The organism is Microbacterium phyllosphaerae (assembly GCF_050628115.1).
GTDB lineage: Bacteria > Actinomycetota > Actinomycetes > Actinomycetales > Microbacteriaceae > Microbacterium > Microbacterium phyllosphaerae_A.
In genome coordinates, this window is sequence record NZ_CP192502.1 from 2504153 (window position 1) to 2519771 (window position 15619).

General features: G+C 68.0%; 18 protein-coding genes and 1 tRNA gene. 13 read left to right on the forward strand and 6 right to left on the reverse strand.

The features are described 5' to 3' along the window. Positions 1–36: 36 nt before the first annotated feature. The 4 genes from rph to ACQ4LY_RS11835 all read left to right on the forward strand — a co-directional run bounded on the left by rph (position 37) and on the right by ACQ4LY_RS11835 (position 3004). Complete coding sequence (gene rph, locus ACQ4LY_RS11820) at positions 37–771, forward strand: ribonuclease PH (RefSeq protein ID WP_056312237.1); 735 nt, start codon at positions 37–39, stop codon at positions 769–771. Then, positions 771–1364 carry an RdgB/HAM1 family non-canonical purine NTP pyrophosphatase gene (gene rdgB / locus ACQ4LY_RS11825; RefSeq protein ID WP_431071727.1) on the forward strand — a complete coding sequence of 198 codons (594 nt, stop codon included), beginning with the start codon at positions 771–773 and terminating at the stop codon, positions 1362–1364. The genes rph and rdgB overlap by 1 nt, the downstream gene beginning before the upstream one ends. A 60-nt stretch (positions 1365–1424) precedes the next feature. Further along, positions 1425–2000, forward strand: coding sequence for a dihydrofolate reductase family protein (locus ACQ4LY_RS11830; protein WP_431071729.1), 576 nt, complete (start codon positions 1425–1427; stop codon positions 1998–2000). 83 nt (positions 2001–2083) lie between these two features. Next, positions 2084–3004, forward strand: a complete 921-nt coding sequence (locus ACQ4LY_RS11835; RefSeq protein ID WP_056312233.1) for a cation diffusion facilitator family transporter — start codon at positions 2084–2086, stop codon at positions 3002–3004. Between the two features lie 4 nt (positions 3005–3008). Here the strand turns inward: ACQ4LY_RS11835 and ligD are convergent, their stop codons facing one another. Further along, entirely contained in the window at positions 3009–4991 is a 1983-nt protein-coding gene (gene ligD / locus ACQ4LY_RS11840) for a non-homologous end-joining DNA ligase (protein WP_431071731.1), read from the reverse strand. A gap of 58 nt (positions 4992–5049) precedes the next feature. Here ligD and ACQ4LY_RS11845 point away from each other — a divergent pair, with 58 nt between their 5' ends. Next, positions 5050–5904: a Ku protein gene (locus tag ACQ4LY_RS11845; protein WP_120493966.1), complete on the forward strand. Its 855-nt coding sequence runs from the start codon at positions 5050–5052 to the stop codon at positions 5902–5904. A 32-nt stretch (positions 5905–5936) separates the two neighbouring features. Here ACQ4LY_RS11845 and ACQ4LY_RS11850 read toward each other — a convergent pair whose 3' ends face one another. Together ACQ4LY_RS11850 and ACQ4LY_RS11855 are read right to left on the reverse strand one after the other, a co-directional pair. After that, on the reverse strand, positions 5937–6707 hold the full coding sequence (locus tag ACQ4LY_RS11850) for a DedA family protein (RefSeq protein ID WP_431071734.1): 771 nt from the start codon (positions 6705–6707) through the stop codon (positions 5937–5939). 66 nt (positions 6708–6773) lie between these two features. Continuing rightward, positions 6774–6855, reverse strand: a tRNA-Leu gene (locus ACQ4LY_RS11855). 120 nt (positions 6856–6975) lie between these two features. Here ACQ4LY_RS11855 and ACQ4LY_RS11860 point away from each other — a divergent pair. Genes ACQ4LY_RS11860 through ACQ4LY_RS11890 form a run of 7 tightly spaced genes read left to right on the forward strand, consistent with a single transcriptional unit; the run spans position 6976 to position 11420 of the window. After that, positions 6976–8163: a CpaF family protein gene (locus tag ACQ4LY_RS11860; protein ID WP_431071736.1), complete on the forward strand. Its 1188-nt coding sequence runs from the start codon at positions 6976–6978 to the stop codon at positions 8161–8163. Next, entirely contained in the window at positions 8160–9017 is an 858-nt protein-coding gene (locus ACQ4LY_RS11865; RefSeq protein WP_431071738.1) for a type II secretion system F family protein, read from the forward strand. Before ACQ4LY_RS11860 ends, ACQ4LY_RS11865 begins: the two co-directional genes overlap by 4 nt. Next, positions 9014–9952, forward strand: a complete 939-nt coding sequence (locus tag ACQ4LY_RS11870; protein WP_431071740.1) for a type II secretion system F family protein — start codon at positions 9014–9016, stop codon at positions 9950–9952. The genes ACQ4LY_RS11865 and ACQ4LY_RS11870 overlap by 4 nt, the downstream gene beginning before the upstream one ends. A gap of 20 nt (positions 9953–9972) precedes the next feature. Next, complete coding sequence (locus ACQ4LY_RS11875; RefSeq protein WP_431071742.1) at positions 9973–10170, forward strand: hypothetical protein; 198 nt, start codon at positions 9973–9975, stop codon at positions 10168–10170. A 14-nt stretch (positions 10171–10184) separates the two neighbouring features. Then, on the forward strand, positions 10185–10595 hold the full coding sequence (locus ACQ4LY_RS11880) for a TadE/TadG family type IV pilus assembly protein (protein ID WP_431071744.1): 411 nt from the start codon (positions 10185–10187) through the stop codon (positions 10593–10595). Next, the gene (locus ACQ4LY_RS11885) at positions 10588–11019 is read left to right on the forward strand and encodes a TadE family protein (RefSeq protein ID WP_431071746.1); all 432 of its coding nucleotides are present in this window, start codon (positions 10588–10590) and stop codon (positions 11017–11019) included. Before ACQ4LY_RS11880 ends, ACQ4LY_RS11885 begins: the two co-directional genes overlap by 8 nt. After that, the gene (locus ACQ4LY_RS11890; RefSeq protein ID WP_431071748.1) at positions 11016–11420 is read left to right on the forward strand and encodes a hypothetical protein; all 405 of its coding nucleotides are present in this window, start codon (positions 11016–11018) and stop codon (positions 11418–11420) included. The genes ACQ4LY_RS11885 and ACQ4LY_RS11890 overlap by 4 nt, the downstream gene beginning before the upstream one ends. A 28-nt stretch (positions 11421–11448) precedes the next feature. Here ACQ4LY_RS11890 and ACQ4LY_RS11895 read toward each other — a convergent pair whose 3' ends face one another. Next, the gene (locus ACQ4LY_RS11895; RefSeq protein WP_431071750.1) at positions 11449–12003 is read right to left on the reverse strand and encodes an NUDIX hydrolase; all 555 of its coding nucleotides are present in this window, start codon (positions 12001–12003) and stop codon (positions 11449–11451) included. Then, on the reverse strand, positions 12000–13232 hold the full coding sequence (locus ACQ4LY_RS11900) for an MFS transporter (protein ID WP_431075679.1): 1233 nt from the start codon (positions 13230–13232) through the stop codon (positions 12000–12002). The genes ACQ4LY_RS11895 and ACQ4LY_RS11900 overlap by 4 nt, the downstream gene beginning before the upstream one ends. Before the next feature lie 107 nt (positions 13233–13339). On the opposite strand from ACQ4LY_RS11900, the gene prfB reads away from it, so the two are divergent. Beyond that, the gene (gene prfB, locus ACQ4LY_RS11905) at positions 13340–14449 is read left to right on the forward strand and encodes a peptide chain release factor 2 (RefSeq protein ID WP_431071752.1); all 1110 of its coding nucleotides are present in this window, start codon (positions 13340–13342) and stop codon (positions 14447–14449) included. A 7-nt stretch (positions 14450–14456) separates the two neighbouring features. Here prfB and ACQ4LY_RS11910 read toward each other — a convergent pair whose 3' ends face one another. Beyond that, positions 14457–15608: a DUF2510 domain-containing protein gene (locus ACQ4LY_RS11910; protein ID WP_431071754.1), complete on the reverse strand. Its 1152-nt coding sequence runs from the start codon at positions 15606–15608 to the stop codon at positions 14457–14459. Positions 15609–15619: the final 11 nt, after the last annotated feature.

Consider the following 15619-nt stretch of genomic DNA (forward strand, 5'->3'; position numbering starts at 1 on the left):
TCCATCCGCTTCTTCCACCTCCACAGAAGGATTCCCATGACCAGCATCGTCCGCGCCGACGGCCGCTCCACCGACCAGCTCCGTGAGATCACGATCGAGCGAGGCTGGAGCAGCCACGCCGAGGGATCGGCTCTGATCAGCTTCGGCGGCACCAAGGTGCTGTGCACCGCATCGTTCACGAACGGCGTGCCCCGGTGGCTCACCGGCAAGGGCAAGGGATGGGTGACCGCCGAGTACTCGATGCTTCCCCGCGCGACCAACAGCCGCAACGACCGCGAGAGCGTGAAGGGCCGCATCGGCGGACGCACGCACGAGATCTCGCGCCTGATCGGCCGAGCGCTGCGTGCGGTCGTCGACACCAAGGCTCTCGGCGAGAACACGATCGTGATCGACTGCGACGTGCTGCAGGCCGACGGAGGCACACGCACCGCCGCGATCACGGGTGCCTACGTGGCTCTGGCCGATGCGATCGAATGGGGTCGCGAGAAGAAGTTCATCGGCAAGAACTCGACCCCGCTGCTCGACTCGGTCGCCGCCGTCTCGGTCGGGATCATCGACGGCGAACCCATGCTCGATCTCGCATATGTCGAGGACGTCCGCGCCGAGACCGACATGAACATCGTCGTGACCGGTCGGGGCCTGTTCGTCGAGGTGCAGGGCACCGCCGAGGGCGCGCCGTTCGACAAGCGCGAGCTCGATGCGCTTCTCGAGCTGGGCGTCGCGGGCTGCGCCGACCTGAAGGACCAGCAGCTGAAGGCACTCGCGGGCTGATGAAGGTCGTTCTCGCCACGCACAACCCGCATAAGATCGCGGAGTTCCAGCAGATCGTCGCGTCCACGCGTCCCGATCTCGAGGTCGTCGGTTACGACGGCCCGGAGCCGGTCGAGGACGGCGTGACGTTCGCTGCGAATGCGCTCATCAAGGCGCGTGCTGCATCGCTGCACACGGGGCTCGCGGCCCTCGCCGACGACTCAGGCATCTGCGTCGACGTGCTCGGCGGGTCGCCGGGGGTGTTCTCCGCCTATTGGGCAGGGCAGAAGAAGGATGCTGCGGCCAACCTCGAGCTGCTGCTCGACCAGCTGCGTGACATCGCGGATCCACACCGCGCCGCCCACTTCAACTCGACCATCGCGTTGGTGACGCCGGGGGGCGCCGAGCATGTGGTCGTCGGGAACTGGCCGGGTCGCCTGGCTTCCGAGGCATCCGGCGGAGGCGGGTTCGGCTACGACCCGATCTTCATCCCGGACGGCCAGCCGGAGGGAGCCGAGCGCACCGTGGGAGATTTCACTGCCGCGGAGAAGCAGGCGCAGTCGCATCGCGCCCGTGCGTTCGCAGAACTGGTGCCGTTGCTCGCCGGTCTCTAGCCCACCGAGATGGAACCACTACGCTTGACGTACTTCATGCGTAGTGGTTACTGTGTCGACATGCGAGAACTCACCTACTACATCGGCGTGACCCTCGACGGGTTCATCGCGGGGCCCGCAGACGAGGTCGACTTCTATCCCGTGACCCCGGCGTTCGCCGAGATGATGGGAACCGAACTCGCCGACATCCAGCCCGCATTCGTCCGCGCCGACCGCGGCGGAGTCGACGAGCCGCTCACCCGATTCGACACCGTCGTGATGGGGCGTCGCACTTACGAGCCCGCACTGCAGGCCGGCATCACCGATCCGTACTCGCAGCTGCGCACGATCGTCTTCAGCACCACGCAGGCCGATCCGGACGAGCCGAACGTCGAGATCGTCCACACGGATCCCGTCGCGCGGGTGCGCGAGCTCAAGGCGGAGCCCGGTCTCGGCATCTACCTGGCCGGCGGGGCCGTGCTCGCCGGCGTGCTCCTCGACGAGATCGATCGCCTGATCGTCAAGAAGTATCCGACGATCGCCGGGTCCGGTATCCCGATGACGAGGCATCCCTTCGCTCCGGTCCAGTTCGGCCTCGATCAGATGCGCTCCTTCGACAACGGCTGCGTCGTGCTCGAGTACACCCGACTGCGCTGAGGGCGCGGCTACTGAGAATCATCACCATTCCCGACTGCGCGCAGACCCGCCGAACGGCACGATCGCCGGTCTAGCCTGGAAGCATGCACGATCATGCGCCCGCTGCCGGCGGCATCCGCTCTGCGAGTCATCGCCGTCTTCTGGCGATCTCGCTGAGCCTGACCGCGACCATCATGGTCGTGCAGGTCGTGGGTGCGATTCTGACCGGCTCGCTCGCGCTGCTGGCGGATGCAGCCCACATGTTCACCGACGCGTCGGCGCTCGTGATCGCGCTGATCGCCGCAGCCGTCGCCGCGCGTCCGGCCGACGACCGCCGCACTTTCGGGTATCAGCGCGCCGAAGTGTTCGGTGCGCTGATCAACGCCATCATCCTGATCCTGCTCGCCGGGTGGGTCGGCATCGAGGCCGTCGGCCGTCTGATCGACCCGGGCGAGACCGAGGTCGCCGGAGGGCTGATGCTCATCGTCGCGATCGTGGGCCTCGTCGCCAACGCGATCTCGATGTGGCTGCTGAGCCGCGCCCAGCGCACCAGCATCAACGTCCGCGGTGCATACCTCGAGGTGATGGGCGACCTGATCGGCTCGGCGATGGTGATCATCGCCGCGATCGTGATCGTGACGACGGGATGGATGCCGGCAGACGCGCTCGCATCGATCATGATCGCCGTGCTGATCATCCCGCGCGCGATCGCGCTGCTGCGCGAGGTGTTCTCTGTGCTCTCCGAATCCGCTCCGGAGGGCACAGCGGTCAGCGACATCCGCCAGCACCTGCTCGACTACGACGGAGTCGTCGGAGTGCACGACGTGCACGTGTGGCAGCTGACCCGCGGTGCTCCGGTGTTCAGCGCGCACGTCAGCGTCGAACCGGCGCTCCTCGCCGACGGGCGATCCGCGAAGCTGCTGAGCGACCTGCAGTCGTGTCTCGCGCACCACTTCGACGTGGAGCATTCGACCTTCCAGATCGAACCCGCCGAGCAGTCGGACTGTGAACCGCATCACGCGTGATCGGTCAGCTCTCGACCACGACCTCGTCTGGGGATTTGTCGGGGCGGAGGCCTCGCCAGCGGGAGTGACGGAGGACCCCGTCGGGGGTCCAGTTGGCGAACTCGACCTCGCCGACCAATTCGGGCTCCACCCAGAGTGCGTCCGAGGCGTCGAGAGCGGGGACCCCGGCCAAAGGTGCTGATTCGACGCGCAGCGGCGCGAGTCGGGCGAGCAGGTCGCGCAGCATCCGGTCGGTGAAGCCGGTGCCGACGCGTCCGACGTAGCGCAGCCGTCCCTCGTCGGGTACGGCGAGCAGCAGTGACCCGAACGTGCCCTCGCGGTCACCCCTGCCAGGACGGATGCCGACGATCACGACCTCCTGCATCCGGGTGAGCTTGAGTTTGAGCCAGGCGGGGGAGCGTTGCCCTGCGCGATAGCGGGACGCGGGGTCCTTCACGACCACGCCCTCGAGCCCGAACTCCTCGCTCGCTGCCAGCGCGGCGTCCACGTCGTCGAACACGGGCGGCACCTGCACAGGGGCCTCCAGATCCGAGACCACCTCTTCGAGCAGAGTGCGCCGCTGTGACAGCGGCATCGAGCTGAGGTCGTGCCCGTCGAGGCGCAGCAGGTCGAAGACCATGTAGATGATCGGGGTGCGAACGACTTCGCGTTCGATCTCGCGGGGCCGCGTGAGGTGCATCCGATTCTGCAGCAGCGAGAAGCTCGGCCTGCTGTGCGAGTCGAACGCGACGATCTCCCCGTCGACGATCGCGTCGCGGACCGGAAGGAAGGGCGCACCGTCCGCGGTGAGCTCGGGGTAGCGGGCGGTGATGTCCGTGCCGCTGCGGGCATGCAGCAGCATCCGTCCGTCCGTCCAGGTGCCGATCGCGCGGATGCCGTCCCACTTCACCTCGACCCAGGAGGGCGAGCTGAGCCCGCGGGCGATCGCGGGCGTGCCGTTCTCGGCGAGCATCGGGGACATGGATGCCGGGGCCGAGGATGCCGGGGCACTCGCCGCGCCGGAGATCCGCGGGCGGTGTCGCCCAGATCCTGGGGGCTTCGCGGAGGCGGCGTCCTCATCGGATGCTGCGGGGCTCGTCGTCCGCACTCGCGGTGCGTGTTCTGTGCGCAGCGGTGCGATCGGATCGATCCCCGATTCCGCGCGCTCCAGCACCGTCGCGAAGTCGAGTTGCGCCAGGTCGGGGTCGTCGAGTTCATCCCAGGTGCGCGGCGCGGCCACCCAGGGCTGTGCTCGGCCGCGCATCGAGTACGGCGAGATCGTCGTCTTCTTGCCGTTGTTCTGGCTCCAGTCGAGAAACACCTTGCCGTCGCGGGCGGCCTTGGCCATGGTGCTGGTGGCGAGGTCGGGGTGCTCGGTCTCGATGAGCCGGGCGACCTCCTTCACGACTGCCGAGATCTCGTCGCTGGTCTGCTGACCGGGAAGAGCGGCATACAGGTGGATGCCCTTGCTGCCGCTGGTGACGGGAACGGGATCGAGGCCGATGTCGGTGAGCAGACCGCGGGCGATCCGCGCGACCTCGGCGCACTGGGGGAGACCGACGCCGGGGCCGGGGTCCAGGTCGAGCACGAGGCGGTCGGGGTTGCCCGGCAGGCCGTCCGATGCGAAGCGCCACTGCGGCACGTGCAGCTCGATCGCGGCGACCTGGGCGAGCCAGACGAGAGTCGGCACATCGTCGACGAGCGGATACTCCTTCGGGCCGTCGGAGTGACGGATCTCGTGCCGCGGGATCCAGCTGGGCGCTCCGGGCTCGAGCTGTTTCGTGAAGAAGGAATCGGCGGGACGCTCCGCTGTTCCGACTCCCTCGACCCAGCGCTTGCGGGTGACCGGGCGACCCTCGAGGAGGGGGAGGATGTGGGGCGCGATCGCCGTGTAGTAGGCGATGATCTCGCCCTTGGTCGTGCCGGTCTCGGGGTAGACGACCTTGTCGAGGTTGGTGATGCGCAGGCGGCGGCCGTCGATCTGCACGTTCTGCGCCTCCGGAGCCATAGCGCCAGCGTAGTCAAGGTACTGGCCGCGACCGGGGCGCCTGGTGTTCACTGGGGGCATGAGAACGATCTGGAAGGGCGCGCTGACCTTCGGCCTCGTGAACGTGCCGGTCAAGGTGTACTCCGCGACGGAGGACCACGACGTGCCGCTGCATCAGGTGCACGAGAAGGACGGCGGTCGTATCCGGTATCAGCGCACGTGCGAGGTGTGCGGCGAGACGGTGGCGTATGCCGACATCGATCGTGCGTACGTCGACGAGGGGCAGACGGTCGTGCTCACGAAGGACGACCTGGCAGCGCTGCCCGCCGAGAAGAGCCGAGAGATCGACGTCGTCGAGTTCGTGCCGTCGGATCAGGTCGATCTGCTCACCCTCGACAAGCCGTACTACCTCGAGCCCGACTCGAAGTCGCCCAAGGCCTACGTGCTGCTGCGCAAGACCCTCGAGCAGACCGACCGCACGGCGATCGTGAGGTTCACCCTGCGGCAGAAGACCCGTCTTGCGGCGCTCAGAGTGCGCGGCAAGGTGCTGGTGCTGCAGACGCTGCTGTGGGCCGACGAGGTGCGCGAGGCGGAGTTCCCGGCGCTGGATGAGGACGTCCGGATCTCGAAGAAGGAGCTCGAGCTCTCGGCATCTCTCGTCGACAGCTACTCGGCCGACTTCGACCCCGAGTCCTTCGTCGACGAGTACCAGAAGGAGCTGCGCACCCTGATCGACGCCAAGATCGAGGCGGGTGACACGTTCGACGTGTCGGAGACGTTCGGGGAGGCAGAGGGCGACGCCAAGAGCGGTGAAGTGATCGATCTCATGGAGGCGCTGCGAGCCAGCGTCGCGCGCACCAAGGCTGCGCGTTCGGAGTCAGCCGACACCAAGGCGAGCACTAAGAAGAGCCCGAGCAAGAAGAAGGCGGGCTGAGAACTCAGCCCGCCCTTCTCAACCTTTCGAGGTCAGTGCTTGCCGTCGCCGTCGAGGTCGGGGGCACGGTCGAAGACCTCGGGGTCGAGCGCGAGCTCTTCCGCCTCGGCGGCGTCGGTCTCGCCCTCGCCGGCCGCGGCCTCCTTCTTCGCCTTGTGGCGCTCGGACAGGTAGTGCCAGAGCGTGACCAGCGCGGTGCCGCCCACGGCCGCGAGCAGGATCAGGTCGATGTAGCTCTCGACGAAGTGCGCGACGGGCGGGATGAAACCGATCAGGTAGCCGAACATCGTGAGGCCGAAGCCCCAGAGGATGGCGCCGATGAGGTTGTAGAGCGTGTAGCGGCGCCACGGCATGTGGCCGACGCCGGCGGCGACCGGCGCGAACGTGCGGACGATCGGCACGAAGCGGGCGAGGATGACGGTGATGCCGCCGAAACGCTCGAAGAACGCGTTGGTGCGCTCGACGTTCTTCTTGCTGAAGAGGCCCGATTCCTTGCGCTCGAAGACCGCAGGCCCACCCTTGTGGCCGATCAGATAGCCGACTTCACCACCGACGAAGGCGGACAGTCCGATGAGCAGAGCCACGATCCAGACGTTGATGCCGAAGACACCGTGCTCGGAGCCGGCGATCGGGTGCGACAGCAGACCCGAGATGACGAGCAGCGTGTCGCCCGGCAGCAGGAAGCCGACCAGCAGACCGGTCTCGGCGAAGACGATGAAGCACACCACGAGGAGCGCCCAGGGGCCGGCCGAGCCGATGATGGTGGCGGGGTCGAGCCAGGGGATGAGAGCGGCGTGATGCATGGATTTCCCGTCGTAGTGCGCTGTGCGGCGGTCAAGTCGTCGGCCGCACGGCATGCGACTGATCGGTGCGGAAGGTGGGACTTGAACCCACACGCCCTAGGGCACAGGAACCTAAATCCTGCGTGTCTGCCAATTTCACCACTCCCGCGCGGTGAAATCAGTCTACTGATCGGGGGATCATGCGTAGCTGAGGATCCGCCCGCAGGCGAGGGGACCGTGCTGTGGATAACTCCGGAGGCGGGATCGGGATCCTTGCGAGGATGCTCGGGTGACCCACCCCTCCGTCCTCGTCATCGAGCGTGTCCGTCAGCGCCTCCGTGCCGAGGGCACGGACCCGTCGCTCGATGCGGAGGTCGCCCGCGCCGTCGCGCTCGCCGAGGTGCGCCGGTTCAACGATGTCGCGCTCGCTCGAGGTGAGACTCCGATCGATGACGAGGCCGCGTGCGTGCGCGATGTCCTTGCCGCTGTGAGCGGATTCGGGGTGCTTCAGCCGCTGCTCGACGACCCTGAGATCGAGGAGATCTGGCTCAACGGCCCCGAGAGCATCCATGTCGCGCGGGGAGGTGTCTCGCAGCGGCTCGCGCTGCGGCTGAGCGACGCGCAACTGCGGGACCTCGTCGAGCGGATGCTGCAGTCGACCGGTCGCCGGGTCGACATCAGCCAGCCCTTCGTCGACGCATCGCTTCCGGACGGGTCACGACTGCATGTGGCCATCGCGGATGTGGTGCGCGGCTCCTGGTCGGTGAACATCCGCAAGTTCCTTCCGCGCTACCGATCGCTCGATGCGCTCGTGGAGCACGGCGCGCTCTCCGCCGACCTCGCGGCGACTCTGCGTCAGGCGATGATCGACGGGATGAGCGTCATCGTGTCGGGGGCGACGCACGCGGGCAAGACCACGTTCCTCGGTGCTCTCCTCGCATCCTGCGCGGATCAGCAGCGCATCATCACGGTCGAGGAGACGTTCGAGCTCGCCGTGGACGGCGCTGACGTCGTCTCGTTGCAAGGACGCCAGGCGAGTCTGGAGGGAACAGGCGAGATCACACTTCGCAGGCTGGTGAAGGAGGCACTGAGAATGCGTCCCGATCGCCTCGTGGTGGGAGAGGTCAGGGATGCGGAGGCGCTCGACCTCGTCCTCGCACTCAACACCGGTGTGCCGGGTGCGGCCACGGTGCACGCGAGTTCGGCAGCCGACGCGCTCGACAAGCTGACGCTCCTGCCGCTGTTGGCAGGCAGGAACATCGACCGCTCCTTCATAGCGCCGGCGCTCGCCTCCGCAGTCGACCTTGTGGTGCATTGCGTGCGCGGCAGCGACGGTGTCAGACGAGTGAACGAGGTCATAGCGCCGACGGGTGAGGTCCTCGACGGCCGACTCGTCACCCGGTCTGTGTATGCGCAGGGCGCGGCTGCGAGTGCGGGGCTGCGCGGCGACCTTCGACGGGTCGGGGGCCAGGGGTGACGGCTCTGCTCGGTGCCTTGCTCGCCGCCGGCGTGCTGCTGTGCGCGTCGCCTTGGCTCTGGCCGCCGCGCCCTGAAGAAGAGAAGGCCAAGCGGCGGGGAGTCGTCGTCCGCATGCTCGAAGAGGCGGGTTTCGGCAGCGTCCGCCCTCGCGCGCTCCTGGCCATCGCGGCTCTGGTCGCGCTCGGCGCCGCATCCGTCGTCTGGCTCGTCACCGCGATCCCGATCCTCGCCGCGCTGGCCGGTGCGACCGCGGCGGTGGCTCCGGTCGTGTTCCTGCGGTCGCGTCGCCTGCGATTGCGCAAACTGCGTCGCCAGCTATGGCCCGACGTCTGCGACCTGCTCATCGCGTCCATCCGCGTAGGGCTCTCGCTGCCGGACGCCGTGGCGAGTCTGGGCGAGACCTCGCCCACGATGATGAGGCCCGCTTTCATCGTGTTCGCGCTGGATCTGCGGGCGACGGGACGATTCGAGACGAGCCTCGATCGGCTGAAGTCATCGCTGGCCGATCCGATCGCCGACCGCATCGTCGAGACGCTCCGGATGGCGAGGCAGGTGGGCGGTACCGAGCTCGTCGGCGTCCTGCGGGCGCTGTCGTCGTCGGTGCGTGCGGATGCTGCTCTCCGAGGAGAGGTCGAGGCTCGTCAGTCGTGGATCCGCGGTGCGGCCGTCCTCGGTTCCGTCGCGCCGTGGGTGATCCTCGGCCTCCTGGTGCTGCGGCCCGAAGGCGCCGCCGCCTACGGCACACCCGAAGGTGTGGTGGTGATCTGCCTGGGCGCAGCGGTATCCGTCATCGCATACCGCATCATGATCCGGATCGGGCGCCTGCCGGAACCAGGGCGGTGGTTCGGATGAGTCTCCTGTCTTCGCTCGCTGTCGCGGTGCTCGGCGGCGGGGCACTGTCTGCAGGACTGCTGTGCATCCTCGCGACGCTCCCACGGTGGTCGGCGGCATCGCTGACGCTGCGGATAGCTCCCTACGTGCGAGACGCCGTCGCCGACGAACGGCTGCCGGAGAGCGCCCTCCCGCGAGCAGGAGTCCTTCCCGGCGGGGGAGGATCGCCCTGGAGCCGTTCGTCGGCGATGTTCGAGAGACTGCTCGGCGGTGGCGAGGCGCTGCGGGGCAGGATCGCCCAGGCCGGTCTCTCCGTCGACCACGCGACCTTCCGCGGCAGACAGCTCGGCTGGGTGCTCGGCGGGATCATGAGCGGGGCGCTCGCGCTCATCGTGCTTGCTGTAGCCGGGCGCATGAGTCCTCCGATCGCTCTGCTCCCGGTCCTGCTCGGAAGTTGCGCGGGGGTCGGCTATGACATGCACCTCACCGCCCGCGTGAGGTCACGTAGAGCACGGCTCACCGATGAGCTGCCGACGACACTCGAGTTTCTCGCGCTTTGTCTCTCAGCGGGCGAAGGATTCCTCGACTCGGTACGCCGCGTGGCGGCGGTCGGCTCGGGCGAACTCACCGTCGAGTTCCGCCGAGTGGTGGTGGCAGTCGGCACGGGCTCCTCCCTCGCCGACGCGCTCGGTGAGATGGCGGGACGTCTGCAGTTGACCGGACTCGCGCGCGCGATCGATCAGGTCGTCGCCGCGCTCGAACACGGTGCGCCGCTGTCGGGCGTCCTGCACGCGCAGGCGGAAGACGCACGTGAGGACGCCAAGCGCGTGCTGATCGAACAGGCCGGCCGCAAGGAGATCCTGATGCTCCTCCCGCTCGTGTTCCTGATCCTCCCGCTCTCGGTGCTCTTCGCCATCTATCCGGGCCTCTTCATTCTGCGACTCGGCATCGGCTGAGCACTCCACGAAAGGACGACATGAACACTTTTCGACACAGGCAGGGAGGCAGGACTGCCATAGCGCGCCAGTTCCTCGACGACGAGCGCGGCGACGTGCCCGGATGGGTGCTCGTCACGTTGATGACAGCCGGACTCGTCGTGCTGATCTGGGCAGTCGCGGGTCCGGCGCTGAGCACCCTGTTCGAGCAGGCGATCCAGCGCGTGTCGGGCATCTGACGGGTGGCGATCGCATGCCCGACCCGACGAACCGTCATCGATTCTTCGACGAACGAGGTTCCAGTCCCGTCGAGTTCGTGATGGTGGGGACCCTGCTCACCCTGCTGACCCTCGCCGTGTTGCAGCTCGCGCTCGCGGTGTACGTCCGCAACGTCGTACATGATTCGGCTGTCGAAGGTGCGTATTACGCGGCACTCGCCGACACGAGCCTCGAAGACGGCGCAGAGCGTGCGCGAGACCAGATCATCCGTGCCGTCGGAGGGGCCTATGCCGAGGACGTGACAGTCGGGCGTTCGACGTCGCTCGGGCAGCCGACGATCGACGTGCGTGTGCGGACCACGCTGCCGGTGATCGGGCTGCTCGGGATCCCCTTCGCGATGGAGGTGGAAGCCCATGCTCCGGAGGAGTCGTTCGAGGATGGATGACGACGGCTCGGCGGCGCTCGAGTTCATCGCCGTCGGAGTGGTGCTGCTCGTCCCTCTCGTCTACCTGATCATCGCGCTCGGTGCGATCCAGGAGCAGACGCTCGGCGCGGAGGCGGCAGCCCGACACACAGCTCGGGCCATCGCCCTCGCACCGGACGCGGAGAACGCAGAGCTGAGCGGAGAACGCGTGCTCGCCAGCGTCTCGGAGCAGTACGGCATCGACCCCGACTCGGCCGAGGTGTCCGTGACGTGCACTCCCGAGGTCGCGGCATGCCCCTCCGCGGGCGCGACGATCACGGTCGTGGTCGCAGCGAAGGTATCGCTGCCGTTGATCCCGGCGATCTTCGGGCTGGATGAGGCGGCATCCGTCTCCGTCGAGGGAACCGCGGTGCAGAAGGTCTCGCGGCTGTGGGGCGGGGGATGAGAGAAGACGACGGGAGCGTGCTGCTCCTCACCCTGGGATACGCGCTGCTCGCTCTCGCACTCATCTTCGTGAGTGTGTGCGCCACAGACCTGTACATCTCCCAGAAGCGGCTCGATGCGCTCGCCGACGCGGCTGCGCTCGCCGGGGCCGACGGTTTCACACTGGTCGTCGACGGGGAGACGGCGCGTGCCGACCTCACTGATGACGGCGTGAGAGGGCAGGCGCTCGCGCTGGTCGCCGCGTGGCCGGGCGACGCGAATCTGCTGTCAGCCACCGCGCCCGACGGGCTCTCGGCGCGGGTGACGGTCGCCGCCGAATGGGATCCGCCGTTGCTGTCGCTGTTCGTCCCCGACGGTGTGCGGCTGGAGGCGACGGGGACGAGTCGCACGGCGCTGAGATGATGCCCGGCCCGGCAGAGCCTGTCACCTGTCAGACGAGAAGCCGGTCGCGCAGTCTCCGCACGCGCCCGCCGAAGCCCGGCGGAACCTGATCGGGGAGCGCACCGATCGGCCACCACCGCACGTCCTCCGACTCGTCGCTCACGATCAGCGCCGCGTCATCCGAGACGACGACGGCGACCCCGATGTCGAGATGGGAGGAACACCGGCCGAATGCCGAGGAGAGCCCGTGATGATCGAGGTCGTACACGAGAGGCGCGGTGAGATCTGGCACGACGACACCGGTCTCCTCCCGCAGCTCGCGCAACGCGGCATCCGCGATCGACGCATCGCCGGACTCGAGATGGCCGCCCGGCTGGACCCAGAACCGTCCCTTGGCATGGAACACGAGGAGCGTGCGGGTGAGTGTCGGATCGAACACCAGGGCTGACGCTGTGGCGTGGTCGGGGCCGTCGTCGCGGGACACGGGGCCATGCTCGTCGGGGAAGAACGTCGCGAAGTCTGCCTTCGCCGCCCGCTCGACGTCGGAAGCCGCCACGGCCCCGAACACCAGGCGGTGGACATCTGCGGCGAGCTCAGCGCTCACGAGGGCTCCTCTTTCGCGCGGGGAACGAACCGGGGGATCCACCGGATGAAGCCTCCGGCGCCCACCAGGCCGATCACGCCCATGGCCGCGGCCGCTATCGGCAGGGACGCGATCGCGATGATCCCCGACACCATCAGCGGAGCGACGGCGCCGCCTGCATCCGTCAACGTGCGCCACGAGCCGAGGAATGCGGCGGGTTCGGTCTTCGGAGCGACATCGGCTCCGAGAGTGAGCAGAATGCCGCTCGACAGGCCGTTGCCCACTCCGAGGACGGCAGCGAACATGCCGAACCAGAGCACCGCGGCATCGAGGTCGTGGGTGAACGACATCGCGAGGAATCCGGCGCCCATGAGGACCATCGCCGGCATCGCCGCCCACAGGCGACCGAACCGGTCCATCACCTGCCCGCTCGCGTAGAACAGGGCGAAGTCGATCGCCCCCGAGATTCCGACGACGAGGGCGATGGTCGACGCGTCGAGGCCCAGTGAGAGCCCCCAGAGCGGCAGCACGACCTGCCGCGCTGACCGCACCGCCGAGAGCGATGCGGCGGCGAGGCCGAGGCGTCCGAGCACGGTGCGCTGCTGCCACATCGTGCGGAAGATGCCTGTGCGACCGACGGTCGGGATCGCGCCGGTGACCGGCTCGCCGGAGTCCTCCGACAGAGGAGCGGTGCGCACTGGGGTGGTCGGCGGGATCGTCTTCTCAGGGTCCGGACCGAACAGCACGAGAACCACCATGACGACCAGGCACCCGAGGAAGAACCAGATCGCTGCGGTCTCTGCCCCGAACAGCTGCAGGAGACCCGCGGCGACGAACGGGCCGATGAAGATCCCGAGTCGGAAGCTGCCGCCCAGCAGCGAGAGCGCACGGGCGCGGAACGCGATCGGCACCCTCGTCGTCATGAAGGCGTGACGGGCGAGACCGAAGGCGGCGGCGCAGAAGCCGAGCAGGAAGACGGAGGCCGCGAGCACGCCCAATGACGGAGCGAAGACCATGCCGACACCTGCGCCGATCGCGATCGCTCCCGCGATGACCATGGTGAACCGCTCGCCGATGCGCGATACGGCCCAGCCCGCGGGCAGGTTTCCGCACAGCTGACCCACGACCAGCGCGGAGGCGACGAGTGCGGCGAACGCCACATCCGCTCCCATGCGCGCCGCGATCACGGGAATCAGAGGGATGACCGCTCCCTCGCCGAGCGAGAACAGGACGGTGGGGAGGTACACCATCGGTCCGAATCGTCTCAGGACCGTGGATGCGCTGCTCACTCGTTTCACGCTACTCCCGTTCCAACCCGTCCCCGCCCGCACAGGCGGCACGTTAGGCTGGACGCGACATGCTCGAACTCGATCTCTCCGCCGACATCCAGGCCCTGCGACTCACCTACGGTGACATTCGCGAGGTCATCGACGTCGATACGCTCCGTTCCGACATCGCACGCCTCAGCGAGGAAGCCGGCGTGCCGGACCTCTGGGACGACCCCGAGCGCGCCCAGAAGGTGACCAGCGCGTTGAGCCACCGCCAGTCGGCGCTCGCGAGGGTCGAGGGCATCGGCTCGCGACTCGACGACCTCGAGGTCCTGGTCGGACTCGCGAACGAGATGGGCGATGAGGAATCGGCCGTCGAGGCGCGCGCCGAGCTCAGCGCTCTCACCGAGATCATCAACCAGCTCGAGGTCCAGACGCTGATGGACGGCGAGTACGACGAGCGCTCGGCCATCATCACGATCCGCTCGGGTGCCGGTGGCGACGACGCCACAGACTTCGCCGAGATGCTCATGCGCATGTACCTGCGGTGGGCCGAGCGTCACAAGTACCCCGTCAAGGTTCTCGACACCTCGTACGCTGAGGGCGCCGGCATCAAGTCGGCGACGTTCGAGATCGACGCGCCCTACGCGTTCGGCACCGTCTCGGTCGAAGCCGGCACGCACCGTCTGGCCCGCATCAGCCCGTTCGGCTCTGCCGACAAGCGTCAGACGTCGTTCGCCGCGGTCGAGGTCATCCCGCTCATGGAGGAGGCGACCGAGGTCGACATCCCCGAGAGCGACATCCGCGTCGACGTGTTCCGCTCCTCCGGGCCGGGTGGGCAGTCGGTCAACACCACCGACTCCGCCGTGCGCCTCACGCACCTCCCGACCGGCATCGTCGTCTCGATGCAGAACGAGAAGTCGCAGATCCAGAACCGCGCCGCCGCCATGCGCGTGCTGCAGACCCGCCTCCTGCTGCTCCAGAAGGAGGAGGAGGCCGCGAAGAAGAAGGAACTCGCCGGCAACATCACGGCGAGCTGGGGCGATCAGATGCGCTCGTACTTCCTCTACGGCCAGCAGCTCGTCAAGGATCTGCGCACCGGGCACGAGTCGGGAAACCCCGCAGCTGTGTTCGACGGCGATCTCGACGGGTTCATCTCGGCGGGCATCCGCTGGCGCAAGCGCAAAGACGAGGACTGAGCTCGTCTCAGCGGGCGGCGCCTTCGAGCGTCCCCGTGACGTCTTCGTAGCTGAACACGATGCACTGGATGGCGCGGTCGTTCGCCCGCTTCCATGACGTCTCGGTGGGCACGAACCAGTAGTTGTCGAGCTCGGAGTCCGCATACGGGATGCCGATGAACTCCTCGAAGGCGGGATCGCAGCGCTCGGTCGCGAGGGTCTGCAACTCGGCGTCGCCGGGGAAGTCGCCGTCCGGCGCATCGAAGATGAAATAGACCTCGTCGGTGTGCGGCTGATCGCACGGGACGACGGGAAGGTCGTAGACCTCGTCCTCCCACTCGACCAGGGGAAGGCAGTGCCCGACCTCGAGGTCGTTGATGTAAACCCTCTCGGTGCCCTCTGTCGCCGACCCATCGAGCTCTTCGTCATCGGACGACGAGGAGTCGGGCGACGACGTCGGGACTGTCGCGCCGGGCGCGGCCACGCTGAGCGACAGGAGCATCACCGCGAGCGCGACGATGGCTCCGAGAACGCTCACGGCGATACCGAGGATTCCGGGCCACTTCGTTCCACGGAGGAACACCGACACCAGGGAGACGACGAAGCCGACGCCCAACAGCACCCAGCCCGCGAGCGCGATCGGCGGGAAGCAGGAGACGACGAGTCCGATCACCGCGACGGCGAGGCCGATGATGCCGAGAACGGAGACCCTCGGCTTCGTCTGCGGGGGAGTGGGCACTCCGAACGGAACACCCAGGCCCTGCGCGGGATAGGCCGAGCCCTGCTGGCCGTACATCGGAGCGTGGCCCCAGACGGGCGCACCTGCAGCGAGCCCGGGGTCGGCGTCGGTCGAGTGCGCCGTCTGCAGAACATATGGGGGCTCGAACGTGGCGGACTCGGTTGCGGAGGCCTGGGCGCTGCCGACGACCCGAGCCACGCCCGCCGTCGAATGCCCGGAGGCGTCGACGGCGGGCTTGGCGACGCCTTCAGTGGGCGTGCGCGGTGCGACGGGAGGCTGTGCCGAACTCTGTCCCTGCGCGGTGGCAGAAGCCGGCGTCGTGGCAGGATCCTGCGCGGTGGCCGGAACCTGCGCGGTGACGGTGTGCTCCGTCCACGCGATTCCGTCCCACCAGCGCTGTCGGCCTGAACCATCGTCGTACCAGCCCGCCGGGGTCGTCATGACCGGTACTC

Bases quoted from the DNA above. Each gene is read 5' to 3' on its own strand.
- prfB (WP_431071752.1), top strand. From the start codon at position 13,340: ATGCTCGAACTCGATCTCTCCGCCGACATCCAGGCCCTGCGACTCACC.
- ACQ4LY_RS11845 (WP_120493966.1), top strand. From the start codon at position 5,050: ATGAGAACGATCTGGAAGGGCGCGCTGACCTTCGGCCTCGTGAACGTG.
- ligD (WP_431071731.1), bottom strand. From the start codon at position 4,991: ATGGCTCCGGAGGCGCAGAACGTGCAGATCGACGGCCGCCGCCTGCGC.
- ACQ4LY_RS11870 (WP_431071740.1), top strand. From the start codon at position 9,014: ATGAGTCTCCTGTCTTCGCTCGCTGTCGCGGTGCTCGGCGGCGGGGCA.
- ACQ4LY_RS11830 (WP_431071729.1), top strand. From the start codon at position 1,425: ATGCGAGAACTCACCTACTACATCGGCGTGACCCTCGACGGGTTCATC.
- ACQ4LY_RS11900 (WP_431075679.1), bottom strand. From the start codon at position 13,232: ATGGTGTACCTCCCCACCGTCCTGTTCTCGCTCGGCGAGGGAGCGGTC.
- ACQ4LY_RS11890 (WP_431071748.1), top strand. From the start codon at position 11,016: ATGAGAGAAGACGACGGGAGCGTGCTGCTCCTCACCCTGGGATACGCG.
- rph (WP_056312237.1), top strand. From the start codon at position 37: ATGACCAGCATCGTCCGCGCCGACGGCCGCTCCACCGACCAGCTCCGT.
- ACQ4LY_RS11875 (WP_431071742.1), top strand. From the start codon at position 9,973: ATGAACACTTTTCGACACAGGCAGGGAGGCAGGACTGCCATAGCGCGC.
- ACQ4LY_RS11885 (WP_431071746.1), top strand. From the start codon at position 10,588: ATGGATGACGACGGCTCGGCGGCGCTCGAGTTCATCGCCGTCGGAGTG.
- ACQ4LY_RS11835 (WP_056312233.1), top strand. From the start codon at position 2,084: ATGCACGATCATGCGCCCGCTGCCGGCGGCATCCGCTCTGCGAGTCAT.
- ACQ4LY_RS11880 (WP_431071744.1), top strand. From the start codon at position 10,185: ATGCCCGACCCGACGAACCGTCATCGATTCTTCGACGAACGAGGTTCC.
- ACQ4LY_RS11850 (WP_431071734.1), bottom strand. From the start codon at position 6,707: ATGCATCACGCCGCTCTCATCCCCTGGCTCGACCCCGCCACCATCATC.
- rdgB (WP_431071727.1), top strand. From the start codon at position 771: ATGAAGGTCGTTCTCGCCACGCACAACCCGCATAAGATCGCGGAGTTC.
- ACQ4LY_RS11910 (WP_431071754.1), bottom strand. From the start codon at position 15,608: ATGACGACCCCGGCGGGCTGGTACGACGATGGTTCAGGCCGACAGCGC.